The sequence below is a fragment of the Neobacillus niacini genome (assembly GCF_023715415.1).
Taxonomy (GTDB): domain Bacteria; phylum Bacillota; class Bacilli; order Bacillales; family Cytobacillaceae; genus Neobacillus; species Neobacillus niacini_C.
The window spans coordinates 390,151-406,705 of sequence record NZ_JAMBOB010000005.1; the positions used below are offsets into that span (position 1 = coordinate 390,151).

Below are 16,555 nucleotides of genomic sequence, written 5' to 3' on the forward strand. Positions count from 1 at the left end.
ATGCGCAATTCATGCCCGTTGAAAGAGGAAATTGTCGAAATTGCTTCTACTATTTCCATTTATTGCTTCTTCTAATCAAACATGGAAACAATACGACTACATATGGTACTTCTACATAAGAAGTTGATTCCAGTACAGAAGCGACGGACTTATTCATTTTGAATCATACTGCAAAGGGGGATATTACTGTTACACAGAAATATTGAAATTTTTAATTCTGATGATCGTACAAAATTCACGAAAGAACTACAAAAATTTTGTCGAAATATGCAGGAATTTAGATTTCTTTGCAGAATAAGTATAAATGGAGATGTTTTTCATGGCAGAACGGATTGCCGAAGAAAAAATTAATCAAATTCGTCAGTCTGTTGATATTGTTGAAATTATTAGCGAATACGTTCAACTGAAAAAACAAGGGCGAAACTACTTCGGATTATGTCCTTTCCATGGAGAAAACTCCCCATCGTTTTCCGTTTCAACCGATAAACAAATTTTTCATTGCTTTGGCTGTGGAGCGGGAGGAAATGTTTTCTCATTTTTAATGGAGCTTGAAGGAATTTCATTTCTAGAAGCAGCCGTTAAATTAGCTGAAAAGGCTAATGTTGACTTACAAGTAAACTTCTCAGCTAGCGGGAAAGGTAAGAGTGTATCACCGGAAGTTCAGTCAATGCTGGATGCGCATGAGCTTTTGCGAAAATTCTACCATCACTTATTGGTTAATACGAAAGACGGTCAACATGCTTTAGAGTATTTGTTGAACAGAGGCTTTACCCGAGAATCGATTGATAAATTTCAAATTGGTTATTCATTAAATTCATGGGATTTTGTATACAAATTTCTTACGAAAAGAGACTTTTCTCCTGAAATAATTGAAAAGGCCGGATTGATTATCAAACGAGAAAGGGATGGAACCTACTTTGATCGATTCCGTGATCGGATTATGTTCCCGATTTTTGACCGAAATGGAAACTGTATTGCTTTTTCGGGGAGATCATTAGGGGCCGATGAGCCCAAATATTTAAATAGTCCCGAAACAGTAATCTTTAATAAAAGCAAAATTTTATATAATTTTCATCTAGCCAAACCTAGTATTCGAAAATTGCAGCAGGCTGTTCTTTTTGAGGGATTTGCTGATGTCATAGCTGCTGATAAATCTGGTGTGGAAAATGGTATCGCCACAATGGGTACTTCTTTAACAGAAGAGCACATTACCCTAATACGACAGAATACTGAGTCGATTACGATTTGTTTTGATTCGGACAAAGCAGGGATTGAGGCTGCCTTTCGAGCTGGAAATATGCTCATCGATGTGGGTTGTTCCGTAAAAGTTGCTATGATGTCTGATGGACTTGATCCAGATGAATATATAAAAAAGAATGGTCCAGAAAAGTTTCGTAATGAGGTCATAGGTGCAAGCCATACTTGGATGGCTTTTAAATTTCTTTATTTTCGAAGAGGAAAAAATCTTCAATTAGAAGGAGATCGGCTTGCCTATATCGAAACAATACTTAAAGAAATAAGTAAATTGACAAAAGCTGTTGAAAAAGATCATTATTTGCGGCAGCTTGCCTCTGAGTTTTCCATTTCTCTTGACGCCTTACAGCAACAGTTGAAACAAATATTCTTCACAGAAAAAAGGAAGTCAAATGGTCAACCACCGCCGATAAATAAGACTAGTGTTAGGGTTAAACAGGATAAGAAATTAAAGCCTGCGCATTACACTGCTGAAAGACGGTTACTTGCCCATATGTTAAGAAATCGGGACACAGCTTATAGGGTCCAGGATTTATTAAAGGGTAATACGTTTAACATCGATGAACATCAGGCAATAATAACATATCTAATTGGTTTTTACGAAGAGCATATGAAACCTGATTCTAGTGCGTTTTTAACCTATATTCAGGATGAAAATCTTAGAAGAATAGTCGCTGACATCGAAATGATGTCAATTAATGAAGAATTAAGCAATCAAGAATTAACTGATTATATCAAACAGGTGTTGAATTATCAAAAATTGTTAAAGATAAAAGAAAAAGAAGTGGAACAAAAAGAAGCTGAGCGACAAAGTGACTTTAGTAAAGCTGCCGCAATTGGGAATGAAATTATTCAATTGCGTAAATCGCTATAGATTCCATTTTTAATGTCTTTGATTCTGGAAGGAGGGGGACATATGGCTGAAAAATCAGCCCGTTCAAAAGAGACCGAGAACGAATTGACTTTTGAACAAGTAAAAGACCAGTTAACGGTACTGGGAAAGAAAACCGGCGTCCTTGCCTATGATGATATTGCGGAAAGAATGGCAAATTTTGATTTAGAATCTGATCAGATGGATGACTTCTTAGAATCTCTAACTGAGCAGGGAATTGAATTAGTGGGTGAAAGCGAAGACGAAGATCCTAATCCTAAGCAATTAGCAAAAGGGGATGACGATGAGTTTGATTTAAATGATCTTAGCGTTCCACCTGGAGTTAAAATAAATGATCCTGTTCGTATGTATTTAAAAGAAATAGGCCGAGTTGATTTGCTTTCTGCCGATGATGAAAAAGAGTTGGCACTTCGTATAGAAAAAGGTGACGAAGAAGCGAAGCGGCGACTAGCTGAAGCCAACCTCCGCCTTGTGGTTAGTATTGCAAAGCGATATGTTGGCCGTGGTATGCTATTCCTTGATCTTATCCAGGAAGGCAATATGGGATTAATTAAAGCTGTTGAAAAATTTGACTATCAAAAAGGATTTAAGTTCAGTACCTATGCTACATGGTGGATACGTCAAGCTATAACAAGAGCAATCGCTGACCAAGCTAGGACTATTCGTATTCCTGTTCATATGGTTGAAACCATAAATAAACTTATCCGCGTCCAAAGACAATTACTTCAAGACCTTGGCCGTGAACCTACACCAGAAGAAATTGGCGAAGATATGGACTTAACACCAGATAAAGTTAGAGAAATTTTAAAAATTGCTCAAGAGCCTGTTTCCCTTGAAACGCCAATAGGTGAAGAGGATGACTCACACTTAGGTGATTTCATTGAAGACCAAGATGCTACTTCACCTTCGGAGCATGCTGCCTATGAATTATTAAAGGAGCAGCTAGAAGATGTCCTTGATACATTGACGGATCGTGAAGAAAACGTGCTTCGTCTCCGCTTTGGTTTAGATGACGGCCGCACACGCACGCTAGAAGAGGTAGGTAAGGTTTTCGGTGTTACCCGTGAACGTATCCGCCAAATTGAAGCAAAGGCTTTGCGTAAATTAAGACATCCTAGTCGCAGTAAGCGTCTAAAAGACTTTTTAGAATAAATTTCTAAATATTTTAAAGTAGTTTACTTCTAACCCAGAGGTAAACTATTTTTTTGAAATCATGGAAATGAAAGCACTTTCTCTATTTGTATTTATTTTACTGAATTGTTTTACACTTTGCAAATAGCCAAAAGTAAACTTTTTGATTTTTATCACAATTCATTTTTGTAAGAAAGGGTATTTTTTGTTCATTTCCTGAGACATTAGATGTTGAGAGTAGGAAATTTATATTCAAAAATAACTAAAAATAATTATTATTTTTAAATTTTGAAAGTATTACCTGCTCAATTGTACGAATAAATGGTTGCTAATAGGAATAGGAGGGAAGAATAAGCGGGGTGACATTTCTTTCAAAAATCACCCAGTTTTGTATTTTTTATAAATATTATCGTGACAAAGTAAGTTTAGGGCTTTTCCTTCTAAGGTTTTTAAAGTAAAATAGTAGTTGTTTGTAGAAGACTATTTATTTTCAGCTATACGTACATAAGGGAGGTTATATGATGAATCGAAATCCGGTAATTCCTTACATCCTGATCTTTGTATTTGGTATCGGACTCATGTTCTTATTGTCTTTCAAAGGCCTCGGGGATATGGATGAGCTTGCCAAGGAAAAAGAAGGCGGAACTGAAACAGAACAGGTTGCAAGAGGTCCTGAGGAAATTTACAATTCTTGTATAGGTTGTCACGGAGATCAGTACCAAGGTGGAATGGGTCCTGCTCTTAAGGGGGTTGGCGACAGATTATCCCAAGACGAGATTAAGGAAACTATAGTTAATGGTAAAGGCGCTATGCCAGCCGGTATGGTTAAACCAGAGGAAGCAGACGCGATGGCTGAATGGTTAGCTAATATTAAATAATGTTACAATGAAAGGTCCTTTGCTAATGTAAAGGACTTTTTTTATACTGTAAGTAATAAAAAAAAAGTGGTGAATGAATTGAATACAGATAAATTATCCGAACGGTTAGAAACGGTAGCAAAATATGTTCCAAAGGATTCAAAGTTAGCTGATATTGGTTCCGATCATGCTTATTTACCAAGTTATCTTGTTAAGAATGGTGTGATAACATTTGGGGTTGCTGGGGAGGTTGCAAAAGGCCCATTTCAGTCTGCAGAGAAAAATGTTAGGGCAGAAGGACTTACCGACATGATATCAGTGAGAATGGGAGATGGTCTAGAGGTTATTCAGCCAGGCGATGTAGATTGTATCACCATAGCTGGAATGGGCGGCAGTCTGATTGCCACTATTTTAGAAAATGGAAAGGATAAGCTTTCAACAATTAAACGGCTTGTCCTGCAGCCGAATCTAAATGCAATTGCCATTCGAAAGTGGCTAATCGATAACCATTGGGAATTGATTGCAGAAGAAATCATTGAAGAGGATAGCAAGATTTATGAGATTTTAGTTGCCGAAAAGGGAGAACCTTTAAACCCCTATCGTGATGTGAATTTAGAAACGGGCCTTTTAGTGGGACCCTTTCTTCTTCAAAGAAATGAAAGTGTGTTTAAGAAAAAATGGAGTTTTGAAATAAAGAACTGGAAGCGTATTTATGAACAGCTTGAAAGTGCTGCTCCTTCTGTAGAAACAGAAGAGAAAAAGCAAGAGGTTTCAGAAAAAATTACTCTTGTAGAGGGGGTATTGGATAATGAAGAAAGCGAATGGACATGAAATTATTCAACTATTTGAACAGTTTTCTCCTAAGGGTCTTGCAATGGAAGATGATAAGATAGGTTTACAAATTGGTCGGTTGAATAAGAAAATAGATAAAATTATGATTGCCCTTGATGTCCTAGAAGAGGTGATTGATGAAGCAATTGAAAGGAATGTACAGCTAATCATTGCTCATCATCCCCCAATCTTTCGTCCCCTAAAGAATGTCCTAACAGACACTGTCCAGGGAAGGATGATTGAAAAACTATTGAAGCATGATATAGCTGTTTATGCTGCTCATACTAATCTTGATGTGGCTAAAGGCGGGGTAAATGACCTTCTAGCGGAAGCACTGGGATTAGAAAAAACCGAAGTACTAGTTCCTACATACGAAACGAAACTAAAAAAACTAGTTGTCTTTACACCTTTAAGTCACGCTGAGGAAATTAGAAAGGTCCTTGGGAGGACTGGCGCTGGCTATATCGGTAATTATAGCCATTGTTCCTTTTCTGCTGATGGAACAGGTAGGTTTTTACCAGGGGAAAATACAAACCCGCATATTGGACAGCAAGGTGCTTTAGAATCAGTGGATGAAGTTAGAATTGAAACAATCGTACCTGATTCCCTATTAAAAAAGGTAGTTACAGCTATGGTAAAAGCTCATCCCTATGAAGAAGTTGCTTATGATATTTATCCTGTTGAAAATAAGGGTGAAGTCCTGGGGCTTGGCAGAATCGGCACAGTCAATGAAATGACGCTCAGAGAATTTGCTGAGAGGGTAAAGGTAGCGTTAGAAGTTGTTAAGGTGAGAGTGGTTGGTGATTTATCATCGCGTGTCAGGAAAGTGGCTGTATTAGGCGGAGATGGCAATAAGTATTTCATGAGCGCTAAGTTTAAGGGTGCGGATGTCTATATTACGGGTGATATTTACTATCATACTGCTCATGATGCAATGATGCAGGGATTAAATATGATAGATCCTGGTCATAATGTCGAAAAAATTATGAAAAAGGGTCTAACAGCAACACTCTCAAATATGTGCAAGGAATCTGGCTATGAAGTAGAGATTTTCCCATCAGAAGTGAATACAGATCCGTTTCAATATGTATAGAAAAGCGCAAAGCGCCTAGGATGCTTGCGCTAGACAAAAGAAAACCGGTCGAATTGATACGACCGGTTATTTTTTTACTTTAGGTAATATTTTATTTAAAGGAACATTTTTCTGGCGTTCCCAGGTTGCTTCGTTATTGGGATCAAATTGCTCCAAGAATGTTATGACTTCCTTGGTGATTGGTGTAGGAGTAGATGCACCAGAAGTAACAGCGACGTTCTTCGCATCCTTAATCCAGTCAACTTTTAACTCTGAGATATCGGCAATTCGATAGGCTCTGGTGCCGGCAATTTCCTCTGAAACTTGTGCAAGTCGATTGGAGTTATTACTCATTGGGTCTCCAACTACGATTGTGACATCAGCCTCACCGGCTTGACCTGCAACTGCTTCCTGACGCACTTGCGTGGCGTTGCATATTTCATTGTAAGCCTCTGCATGCGGATATTTCTCCTGAACCTTTTTCATCGTATCAGCGACATCCCATTGGCTCATGGTGGTTTGATTTGTAACAATCAGTTTATCACTATGGATGTTTAAGGCTTCAACATCGCTTGGTGTTTCGACAAGATGTACCAGATCAGGGGCAACACCAACAGCGCCCTCAGGCTCAGGGTGTCCTTTTTTTCCAATATAAATGACTTGAAATCCTTGCTTTGTTTTCTCTTCAATTAAATCATGTGTTCTTGTTACATCTGGACATGTAGCATCAATCGTAACAAGTCCCTTCTTTTTCGCTAACTCTCTTACTTCTGGAGAGATGCCATGAGCCGTAAAAATGACAGTTCCAGTATCGACCTTGTCCAAGATGTCTTTGCGATTTTTTCCATCAAGTGTGATAATGCCTTCTTCAGCAAAAGCATCTGTTACGTGTTTATTATGAACAATCATCCCTAAAATGTAGATAGGTCGTGGTAATGATTTATCTAATGCTGCATTTCTTGCAATTACCATGGCATCCACGACACCATAACAATATCCGCGCGGTGAAATCTTAATAATTTGCATATAATAAAGTCCTCCTAAGGAACATTGACTTTGAATCTATGTATTTATTATATAAAACTAATAGAAATAATACAAAGATACATTTTTCCTATGAAATTTCTGTAAAAATTCCCTAGAAAATTCTGTGAAAACTTTCTGCGAAAAAAATAAAAAGATGCTGTTTTCTCAGCATCCATTGTTTAAATGTATAATTTAGGAACAGATGGCCCATTTGGTCGTTTTTTTTCTTCACCTGTATCAGATGGAACAACCATTTTTGTTCTTTTCTTTGGTTCTGAAGGGGACGGAGCGGAATCCTCTGCCTCTGCCATTAAATCTGACTTGTTCTCTCCACTTTGCTCATCCGTTGGTAAATCTTTAAACCCTTTATATAATTTCCACATCATAGGGATGTTCTTAACTAATGGTCCATATTGCTGAATCATGGGTGTTATGGATTGAACTGAATTCAAAACCTTTTGGGTGTTGTCTAGAAATCCTGATAGACTATTGGGATTACTAAGTGTTTGAAGTAACGAACCAACACCTCCTCCGCCTGAAGCAGCTCGACCGGCTGTCTGTGCACCAACAGGACCTCTTGCTTGATTACCTTGTTTCTTCCCGCCAAGAATTTTTGAAAGTAAACCGCCTCCAGTTCTTCTTCCTTGCCCTCTTCCCATCGATTGTCCCATCATAGGACTGCCACTGTTATAATTCTGCTGGAACCCCATCATGTTTCCACTGCCGCCATATGGATTCATCATGTGTTGTTGTTGACCTCCGTATGGTCCTCTTCCCATCATGTTTGGACCCATATGCCCGTGCATGGAGTATCTTGTTCTAGGCTGCTGCATAGGTAAGTCCTCCTCTCAAAAAAGCCTTATAGTTTAAGGTATGCAATTTTCTAAATTTGGTTTAGGAATAAACATTAGGATAAACTGTATATTTTCATGATTAAAAGTAGTCGAAAAGTAAAAGATGATAATAACTGGTTATTTAGTCGAAACTTTACTATAATTACGAGATGGAAATAAAAGTGGAAGCTTTTGCTTGGACAAAAACTTACCTTCCAATACTAATAAGTTAGTGTGTAAGTTTTGTCCCAAAGTAAGAAAACTACTCCATAAACGGAACAATTAATATATAAGGAGCAATTACATGAAGGAAAATCGTTTTGAACGTTTTAATTTTCAACCATTTATTATAGACGCTATAAAGGAACAAGGTTTTTATGAACCAACTGAAATTCAGGCACGAATGATACCTTTGGTTCTAAAGAATGAAAGTGCTATCGGTCAATCACAAACTGGAACAGGTAAAACACTTGCCTTTGTATTGCCAATTCTAGAAAAAATAAATCCAGAGCGACAAGAGGTACAAGCTGTCATCACAGCACCAACAAGAGAACTTGCTTCACAAATCTATCATCAAATTTTAAAAGTGACAGAGCACTGTAGTCCTGAAAAAGCGATTATGACTAGATGCTACATTGGCGGTACAGACAAGCAAAGAACCATTGATAAACTAAAAGTACAGCCCCATATTGTAGTAGGAACTCCAGGCAGAATTAAAGATCTGATGATTGAACAAGCATTATTTGTCCATACTTCAGAAATTTTAGTTGTTGACGAAGCAGATATGATGCTTGATATGGGCTTTATCGAGGATTTGGATCAGGTAGCTGCAAAAATGCCTGAGAAATTGCAAATGCTTGTATTTTCGGCAACGATTCCCGAAAAACTTAAACCGTTTCTCAAGAAATACATGGAAAATCCGAAAACTATTCAAATTGATGCAAAGAGAAAAACAGCGGAGAATTTAAAACATTATCTCTTGCCTTCAAGGCACAGAAATAAAAAACAGCTTGTTCACGATGCGCTTATCCAATACAATCCATATTTAGCGATTGTCTTTACAAATACAAAAAAGATGGCTGAAGAGGTTGCCAACTTTTTGATAAATAAAGGGCTTAAGGTTGCTCGTGTTCATGGAGATCTTAACCCCCGTGAACGAAAAAAAATGATGAAACAAATTCAAGATTTAGAGTACCAATATATCGTTGCAACAGACCTAGCTTCAAGAGGAATTGATATTGAAGGTATCAGTCATATTATCAATTATGAATTACCTACCGATTTAGACTTTTATGTCCACCGGGTAGGAAGGACTGCAAGAGCCGGAAACTCTGGAATTGCCCTTACTATTTATGATATCTCTGATGAAGATGCATTGAATCGCCTTGAGAAGATGGGAATTCAGTTTAAATACGTTGATCTTAAAAAAGAGGAATTTGTTGAATTAGAGGATCGCAATAAAAGAAAAACAAGGGTTAGAAAAGAGGATGAAGCAGATAAAACTGCTAAGACAATGGTCAAGAAACCTCAAAAGGTTAAACCGGGCTACAAAAAGAAAATGCAGTGGGAAATGGACAAAATAAAAAAACGGGAACGTAGATTAAAGAAGAAGTAAGAGTTTGAAGGGAGAGAGAATGTTTTGTTGAAAATAGGATCACATGTCTCAATGAGCGGTAAAAAAATGCTGCTGGCAGCGAGCGAGGAAGCCGTTTCATATGGTGCGAATACATTTATGGTCTATACAGGAGCACCGCAAAACACGAGAAGGAAAAAAATCGAGGATTTGAACATTGAAGCAGGGAGAAGGCATATGGAGGAGCACGGAATCTCTGAAATTGTTGTCCATGCTCCCTATATCATCAATATCGGTAATACTACAAACCCAGATACGTTCGAGTTAGGTGTAAGGTTCCTCCGAACAGAAATTGAGAGAACCGAGGCAATCGGTGCTAAACAAATTGTGCTGCACCCAGGTGCACACGTTGGTGCTGGTACTGAAGCGGGGATAAAGAAAATTATTGAAGGCTTAAATGAAGTACTAACTGGAAAAGAGCAGCTGCAAATAGCTTTAGAGACAATGGCGGGTAAAGGCTCTGAATGTGGGAAGTCATTTGAGGAATTAGCGATGATTATCGATGGAGTAAACTATAGTGATAAGCTTTCTGTTTGCTTTGATACCTGTCATACTCATGATGCGGGATATAATATTGTTGAAGACTTTGATGGTGTATTAAATGAATTTGATAAAATTGTCGGCATAGACAGACTAAAGGTTCTTCATATTAACGATAGTAAAAATGCAGTAGGGATGAGAAAGGACCGTCATGAAAACATCGGCTTTGGTCATATCGGGTTTGATGCTATCAATTATATCGTCCACCATCCACAGCTGACTGATGTACCTAAGATACTTGAGACACCTTACGTTGGTGAAGATAAAGATAATAAAAAGCCTCCGTATTTATTTGAAATTGAAATGCTGAGAGAGAAGAAATTTAACGAAAATCTTTTGGACAAAATCATCCTTTCATAAAAAAAGCTGTGCTCACTTGGGCACAGCTTTTTGACTTTATTTTGTAAATTGAACAAATAGCTTATTTACTTCTCTTGCAGCCTCTGGGCCAGCTATTTTTGCAATTTCTTTAATTAATACTGCTCGTTCACGGTCATCAAAAATATTTACATTTTTCCCTCTTAAGTATTGAGCTATCTTATATGCTTGCTGCCTATTCACTCGAATATTAAATTGTTCTGCGTACTTGAATAGTTCATCACCAGTAATGGTATTAATCTTATGATTAATGACACTCTCAAAAATCTTCACACTCATCACTCCTTCATCTACTGTATGAAAGGTGAAATTAGAGTGTTACAAAATGGCTAACATCCACTTTTTAAACAATTCGTGTAAAGGTAAAAGCTTTACAATAGAGAGTTCCTATTGTATACTACTTTAAGTTAAATCGGAATGATTCTTAAAATTAAGGTGAGAAACCATGAAATCACAATCAATTATTGAAATAAAACAAGTTTCCTATCGCTACGAAAAGGATACAGTTCTTGAAAATATTAACCTTATCATCCCGAATGGCTCATTTCTGGCAATTGTCGGACCAAATGGCTCAGGAAAATCAACTTTATTAAAGTTGATTTTGGGACTGTTAAAGCCGCAAAAAGGAGAAATTCGTTTATTTGGGCAGGAAATGAATAAATTTAAAGATTGGCAGCAAATCGGTTATGTATCTCAAAAGGCGAATTCATTTAACACAGGTTTTCCAGCCACCGTTTTTGAAGTTGTTTCTAGTGGATTAACAAAGAAACTGGGATTATTTCGCTTTTTTAAGAAGGAAGATTCCCAAAAAGTATATGATGCTCTGGAATCTGTGGGAATGGGAAAGTTTAGTCATCGGAATATCGGAGAGCTTTCAGGCGGGCAGCAGCAAAGAGTATTCATTGCGCGTGCACTTGTAAGTGAGCCAAAGTTATTAATCTTAGATGAACCAACCGTTGGGGTTGATGCTGAAAATGTGAATGCATTTTACCAAATGCTTGCAGATCTAAATAAGAAGAGGGGAATTACACTTCTACTTGTTACACATGACGTGGGAACCATTTCAGATAAAGTCACCCATGTTGCCTGTCTAAATAAGCATTTGCATTTCCACGGGGATACACATGAATTTGAAAAGCACCAAAGTGAAGGAATGTCTGAATTTTATGGGACAGATGTTAAACTAATATCCCATCACCATGACCACGGAGGCGTTTTTAAATGATTCAAGGAATATTTCAATATGAATTTTTACAAAATGCCTTCCTTACAGGGATTTTAATTGGCTTTCTTGCACCATTATTAGGTGTATTTATTGTGGTCAGGAGGCTTTCATTAATTGCTGATGCTTTGAGTCATGTAACCTTGGCAGGAATTGCTGCCAGCCTTCTTCTTGAAAAATACTTTGCTGCGCTAAGCGGTTTAAATCCACTCTATTTAGGAATGGTCTTTTCAGTCGGAGGCTCGTTGTTCATTGAAAAGCTGCGGGGCGTATATAAGCATTACCAAGAGCTTGCTATCCCTATCATATTGTCCGGTGGTATAGGTCTTGGGGTAATCTTTATTTCACTCGCTGATGGTTTTAATACGGACCTGTATAGTTATTTATTTGGAAGTGTATCTGCAGTAAGCCGTACAGATTTATGGGTAATTTTTATTATTAGTATCGTAGTTGTAATGACGATCATTTTATTATATAAAGAGTTATTTTTATTATCCTTTGATGAAGAGCACGCAAAGGCCTCGGGAATCGCAGCAAAAAGCATTCACTTTATTTTTATCATCATGGTTGCTCTAGTGATTGCTGCTTCCATGAGAATAGTGGGAATCATGCTTGTTTCTTCGTTGATGACATTACCAGTTGCAGCAAGCATACGCATTGCAAAAGGCTTTAAACAAACCATCTTTTTGTCCATCATCTTTGGGGAAGTATCTGTTCTTGGAGGGCTGTTTGCCTCTTATTATTTAGACCTTGCTCCTGGTGGAACGATTGTCATGATTGCTGTGGCGATATTAGTGTTTACCATATTTTATAAAAAGTTAATCATTAAAAATCATGTTTCACAAGGGGGTGCAGCAGGGTGAATGTTAATGAAGCCATTCAATTCTTAAAAGAAAATGGATTTAAACAAACAGGAAAAAGAGAAGATATGCTCCAACTATTTGCAGATAGTGATAAATACTTAACAGCAAAGGACGTCTTAGATGAGTTAAAGGAAGACTATCCAGGGTTAAGCTTTGATACAATCTATCGGAATCTTTCTCTTTTTGTTAAAATGGGAATTCTCGAAATGACGGAACTATCTGGCGAAAAGCATTTTCGCTTTTCCTGTTCACGCCACCAGCATCACCACCATTTCATCTGTATGGATTGTGGTAAGACGAAGGAAATTGAAACTTGCCCAATGAACAGCTTAAGTGAGGATTTAAAAGGATATGATATTTCCGGGCATAAATTTGAAATTTACGGACGTTGTCCTGAATGTAATTAAAACTGAATTTGGAAGCCCCTAGGCGCTCTAGCTAGAAAAAAGAACAGCATGGTATGTCCATGCTGTTCTTACTATTTTAGCCACTGTTTTACCCAAGTATTTGCCTCATACCAATTATTAACCCGTATAACACCCTTAGGAATAGGGTCCTGATTATAAGGGGTATTAAACAATAGGACAGGAATATCACATTCTTCATGAATTATGACAGCATTGTCGTGTTTATCTTCCAGAAAAATATCTACTTGATGGTGTTTAGCTGTAGACACCTTATCATGGGAACCAATTAATTCTATATGGTTATAGGACAAGCCTTTTTTGTTAAACCATTTCTTTGTATTTTCTAAAAGGTGTGAGCCTCTGGCACTTATAAAGAATAATTCATGTTCTTTTTTCCACGTGTTAATGATAATTTCTGCACCTTCTGCAAGTGGAGATTCCTCATAAATTGTAGGCTCGTTTTCAACAAACCACTTTGAAAATTTTTCCTTTGGAACATTTACAACTTTATTTAAATCATATTCCTTAACATCTGCGAGTGTAAGGTTAAGCCCGAATCCCTCATTAATAAAGGGAACAAGTGCTGATGGACATGTCACGGTCCCATCAATATCGATTCCAAATCTTTTCCTCATATGTATTCACCTTCAATTGCCAAGATTTTATCTTTATTTTACCATACTAAAAAGATGAAAGTTACAAACAATAATAAATGCTCCTATTACTGAAAGTGAGGGATTCGGATGGAAGATAAAAAAGACACGAAAATACGTGGGTATCTCCCAAGTCCAAACACTGATGTAGATAGTCCAGATTACCCTTCTGATTATAGAGAGGAAACAGCAGCTGAAATTGCAGCTCCTGTTCCAATAGCTAGCCCTGGATTCCATGAAAGATCAAAATCAGGTGAAGGAACAGGGGCAAAAGCGGGAACAGGCATGGGATGGGCTGCTTTAGTTCTATCCATACTATCACTGTTTGTCATGCCGATTCTTTTTGGTGCAGCAGGTATTGTGTTAGGGTTCGTTGCCAGACGTCGAGGAGCAGAGAGTCTGGGAGCATGGGCAATCGGGATAGGTGCCATCTCAATCATTGTTGGTATCTTTGTCCTCCCGTTCTTTTAAACAGTAACTTGCATATATAGGGGCAAAAAAAGAAACCCGGTTGTGATACCGGGTTTCTTCATGCATTTTATTTGGTTGTTACTTCTGCTTCTTCAGCTGCTTTTTTCTGAAAATATTCTTCTGCAAGTTGATCAATTTCTTTTTTCAATTCATCAACTAATTGATCTTCTGGAACTTTACGAACAATCTCACCTTTACGGAAAAGTAAGCCCTCACCACGTGCACCGGCAATTCCAATGTCAGCTTCTCTTGCTTCACCAGGGCCGTTAACTGCACATCCTAGAACAGCGACTTTAATTGGAGCCTTTATTGTTGAAATATAATCTTCCACTTCATTAGCAATACTAATTAAATCAATTTCGATTCGACCACAGGTTGGGCATGAAATTAACGTTGCTGCATTGGAAGACAGGCCAAATACTTTTAAAAGCTCTCTAGCTACTTTGACTTCTTCAACTGGATCAGCACTTAAAGAAATCCGAAGTGTATTCCCAATACCTTTGCTTATAATCGCTCCAAGTCCGGCTGCGCTTTTGACCGTTCCTGCAAAAAGAGTCCCTGATTCAGTTATTCCTAAATGCAAAGGATAATCAAACGCCTTAGAGGCTTTTTCATAGGCTTCGATGGCAAGGCTGACATCGGATGCTTTCATGGAAACAATAATATCATGGAAATCTAGATCCTCAAGAATTTTGATATGATGGAGGGCACTTTCAACCATTCCGTCGGCGGTTGGGTACCCATATTTCTCAAGAATTCTTTTTTCAAGGGATCCGGCATTTACACCAATTCGAATTGGAATTCCACGTTCCTTGGCAGCTTTAACGACAGCTTCAACTTTCTCACGCTTACCAATATTTCCTGGATTAATCCGAATTTTATCAGCGCCGCCTTCAATCGCTTTCAGCGCCAATTTATAATCAAAATGGATATCGACAACTAAAGGGATATTAATTCTCTTTTTAATTTCAGGAATCGCATTAGCTGCTCGTTCGTCTGGACACGCTACTCGAACAATTTGGCAGCCTGCCTCTTCAAGACGCTTAATTTCAGCAACAGTTGCTTCCACATCATGTGTTTTTGTAGTCGTCATGCTTTGTATAAATAATTCGTTACTGCCGCCAATGGTTAAATTGCCAACCTTAATTGGACGGGTTTTTGTACGATGAATAATTTCACTCAAGGGAAATTCGCTCCTTCAAATTGGATTCGAATAATAGTTTAGTTTTAACACGCATCTATTATTTTATCAGTCCTTTACTAATTTTGACAAGACTGACGCCTTTTGTTTCCCTATTTTGAGTAATCAGGAAATTGATAGGAGGCCCCAATTTGAATTTTCTCGGGAGATTGACCTGGATTTAAGCTTTTGAAATCCCCAATTAATTCGTCAATGGAAACGGGTAAAGGCTTTTTAATATGACCTTCGACAATGGATATAAGTGTTTCACCTGGTTCAACTTCGGCCTCAAATGCGGCAATCGAATTTTCAGGGACAGCCATTGTCGCTACTGTTTGTTCAGGTACTTGGGCTTCATCCTTGGGTAACGTACCGGCTGTTAAATCAATATATATAACATAAATGGTTAAGAGTCCAAATAGAAAAAGGAATATTCTTTTCATGATACAAGCCTCCAAATTGGAATGTTTGTACATTCCTATGCTTGTCCAAAGTATTATAGAACGAAAAAACGCACCCAAAGGATGCGTTAATTCTCTATCGTTGCTTTTTCTTTTGGTATTTCTTTAATTGCTAAGTATAAAATGATTATTTCAACAAACCAATTGATCATAAAGCTATTTGGCACAGGCGTATTAATAGCACTCATAATAGTGAAGAACACCGTTGGCAGCGTTGCACTGTAAGCGGCCATTCTCCATAGATGACGATAGCTAATACTTCTGCCAGCAAGATTTTTTAATGCTAAACCAAATAAAGCAAGTATGGAAACTTCAATGAAATTTATCGCACTTGAAAAGAGGAAGATAAAAGTAGACATAACGGGAATAATAATTCCTTTCATTCCATCTACTGTATCGACTAAGTCAATAAAATCATCTTTCGTAATGGTTAAGCCTTCAAGCATGGAGTAGGAATAGGTATCGATTCTTCCACCTGCTGATACTGCAATTTCATTCTTAAGTAAAGCGATGGCAGCATCTTCGTCTTCCACATCTTCGGTTGTAATAACTCCCGTTGAATCGAAAAGAATGGAGAATTCTCCTTTTTCGATGGTAATAGGTACATCTGTTTCAGAGGTCAAAGTCCCATTATCAATCGTAAAGGAGGGAAGTTCATCATTCATAACAGATTTTGTACCTTCGATTCCAGCAGTAAGCATAGTACTTATGTGATAAATGGACGGCAAGATGGAGATGAATGTAAGAAGAAATACATATAAGATTGTTTTTCCAATTCCCTGAAAGCGAAAAGAGGCAATGTCCTTTGGTGAATGAGTACTTTTATAAAGTTGTTTGAAAATATTCATAAT

At 37.7% G+C, this 16,555-nt stretch carries 18 protein-coding genes; 11 read left to right on the plus strand and 7 right to left on the minus strand.

All coding sequences use genetic code 11. The features are described from left to right. Positions 1 to 319 precede the first annotated feature (319 nt). The 5 genes from dnaG (at position 320) to M3189_RS14005 (ending at position 6,058) form a co-directional block, all read left to right on the plus strand. Positions 320 to 2,128: a DNA primase gene (dnaG, locus tag M3189_RS13985; protein ID WP_251634675.1), complete on the plus strand. Its 1,809-nt coding sequence runs from the start codon at positions 320 to 322 to the stop codon at positions 2,126 to 2,128. A gap of 42 nt (positions 2,129 to 2,170) precedes the next feature. Further along, positions 2,171 to 3,298 (plus strand): RNA polymerase sigma factor RpoD, encoded by a 1,128-nt coding sequence (gene rpoD / locus M3189_RS13990; protein WP_095247056.1) that lies wholly within the window; start codon positions 2,171 to 2,173, stop codon positions 3,296 to 3,298. A 500-nt stretch (positions 3,299 to 3,798) separates the two neighbouring features. After that, positions 3,799 to 4,155, plus strand: coding sequence for a cytochrome c550 (cccA, locus tag M3189_RS13995; protein WP_251634676.1), 357 nt, complete (start codon positions 3,799 to 3,801; stop codon positions 4,153 to 4,155). Positions 4,156 to 4,233: 78 nt separating this feature from the next. Beyond that, a complete protein-coding gene (locus tag M3189_RS14000; RefSeq protein WP_251634677.1) occupies positions 4,234 to 4,965 on the plus strand; it encodes a tRNA (adenine(22)-N(1))-methyltransferase in 732 nt (243 codons plus the stop codon). After that, positions 4,943 to 6,058: a Nif3-like dinuclear metal center hexameric protein gene (locus tag M3189_RS14005; protein ID WP_251634678.1), complete on the plus strand. Its 1,116-nt coding sequence runs from the start codon at positions 4,943 to 4,945 to the stop codon at positions 6,056 to 6,058. The genes M3189_RS14000 and M3189_RS14005 overlap by 23 nt, the downstream gene beginning before the upstream one ends. A 66-nt stretch (positions 6,059 to 6,124) precedes the next feature. On the opposite strand, the gene M3189_RS14010 is transcribed toward M3189_RS14005, so the two are convergent. Together M3189_RS14010 and M3189_RS14015 are read right to left on the minus strand one after the other, a co-directional pair. Next, the gene (locus M3189_RS14010; RefSeq protein ID WP_251634679.1) at positions 6,125 to 7,063 is read right to left on the minus strand and encodes a 4-hydroxy-3-methylbut-2-enyl diphosphate reductase; all 939 of its coding nucleotides are present in this window, start codon (positions 7,061 to 7,063) and stop codon (positions 6,125 to 6,127) included. 179 nt (positions 7,064 to 7,242) lie between these two features. Next, complete coding sequence (locus M3189_RS14015; RefSeq protein WP_251634680.1) at positions 7,243 to 7,896, minus strand: YqfQ family protein; 654 nt, start codon at positions 7,894 to 7,896, stop codon at positions 7,243 to 7,245. 304 nt (positions 7,897 to 8,200) lie between these two features. On the opposite strand from M3189_RS14015, the gene M3189_RS14020 reads away from it, so the two are divergent. Together M3189_RS14020 and M3189_RS14025 are read left to right on the plus strand one after the other, a co-directional pair. After that, positions 8,201 to 9,511: a DEAD/DEAH box helicase gene (locus M3189_RS14020; RefSeq protein ID WP_251634681.1), complete on the plus strand. Its 1,311-nt coding sequence runs from the start codon at positions 8,201 to 8,203 to the stop codon at positions 9,509 to 9,511. A 24-nt stretch (positions 9,512 to 9,535) separates the two neighbouring features. Further along, positions 9,536 to 10,429, plus strand: a complete 894-nt coding sequence (locus tag M3189_RS14025; protein ID WP_251634682.1) for a deoxyribonuclease IV — start codon at positions 9,536 to 9,538, stop codon at positions 10,427 to 10,429. Between the two features lie 36 nt (positions 10,430 to 10,465). Here the strand turns inward: M3189_RS14025 and M3189_RS14030 are convergent, their stop codons facing one another. After that, positions 10,466 to 10,720: a DUF2624 domain-containing protein gene (locus tag M3189_RS14030; protein ID WP_251634683.1), complete on the minus strand. Its 255-nt coding sequence runs from the start codon at positions 10,718 to 10,720 to the stop codon at positions 10,466 to 10,468. A gap of 172 nt (positions 10,721 to 10,892) precedes the next feature. Between M3189_RS14030 and M3189_RS14035 the strand changes: the two genes are divergently transcribed. From M3189_RS14035 to M3189_RS14045, 3 genes are read left to right on the plus strand one after another with little or no spacing between them, the layout of a single operon-like run. Next, on the plus strand, positions 10,893 to 11,672 hold the full coding sequence (locus M3189_RS14035; protein ID WP_251634684.1) for a metal ABC transporter ATP-binding protein: 780 nt from the start codon (positions 10,893 to 10,895) through the stop codon (positions 11,670 to 11,672). Further along, positions 11,669 to 12,532 carry a metal ABC transporter permease gene (locus M3189_RS14040; protein WP_251634685.1) on the plus strand — a complete coding sequence of 288 codons (864 nt, stop codon included), beginning with the start codon at positions 11,669 to 11,671 and terminating at the stop codon, positions 12,530 to 12,532. The genes M3189_RS14035 and M3189_RS14040 overlap by 4 nt, the downstream gene beginning before the upstream one ends. Further along, the gene (locus tag M3189_RS14045; protein ID WP_045517657.1) at positions 12,529 to 12,939 is read left to right on the plus strand and encodes a Fur family transcriptional regulator; all 411 of its coding nucleotides are present in this window, start codon (positions 12,529 to 12,531) and stop codon (positions 12,937 to 12,939) included. Before M3189_RS14040 ends, M3189_RS14045 begins: the two co-directional genes overlap by 4 nt. Before the next feature lie 71 nt (positions 12,940 to 13,010). Here the strand turns inward: M3189_RS14045 and M3189_RS14050 are convergent, their stop codons facing one another. Beyond that, positions 13,011 to 13,574 carry a hypothetical protein gene (locus M3189_RS14050; RefSeq protein ID WP_251634686.1) on the minus strand — a complete coding sequence of 188 codons (564 nt, stop codon included), beginning with the start codon at positions 13,572 to 13,574 and terminating at the stop codon, positions 13,011 to 13,013. Between the two features lie 108 nt (positions 13,575 to 13,682). On the opposite strand from M3189_RS14050, the gene M3189_RS14055 reads away from it, so the two are divergent. After that, on the plus strand, positions 13,683 to 14,063 hold the full coding sequence (locus M3189_RS14055) for a DUF4190 domain-containing protein (RefSeq protein WP_251634687.1): 381 nt from the start codon (positions 13,683 to 13,685) through the stop codon (positions 14,061 to 14,063). Positions 14,064 to 14,130: 67 nt separating this feature from the next. Here the strand turns inward: M3189_RS14055 and ispG are convergent, their stop codons facing one another. The 3 genes from ispG to M3189_RS14070 form a co-directional block, all read right to left on the minus strand. After that, positions 14,131 to 15,237, minus strand: a complete 1,107-nt coding sequence (ispG, locus tag M3189_RS14060) for a flavodoxin-dependent (E)-4-hydroxy-3-methylbut-2-enyl-diphosphate synthase (protein WP_251634789.1) — start codon at positions 15,235 to 15,237, stop codon at positions 14,131 to 14,133. A gap of 119 nt (positions 15,238 to 15,356) precedes the next feature. Then, entirely contained in the window at positions 15,357 to 15,686 is a 330-nt protein-coding gene (locus M3189_RS14065) for a hypothetical protein (RefSeq protein ID WP_251634688.1), read from the minus strand. Positions 15,687 to 15,772: 86 nt separating this feature from the next. Continuing rightward, positions 15,773 to 16,552 carry a DUF1189 domain-containing protein gene (locus tag M3189_RS14070; RefSeq protein WP_251634689.1) on the minus strand — a complete coding sequence of 260 codons (780 nt, stop codon included), beginning with the start codon at positions 16,550 to 16,552 and terminating at the stop codon, positions 15,773 to 15,775. Positions 16,553 to 16,555 lie beyond the last annotated feature (3 nt).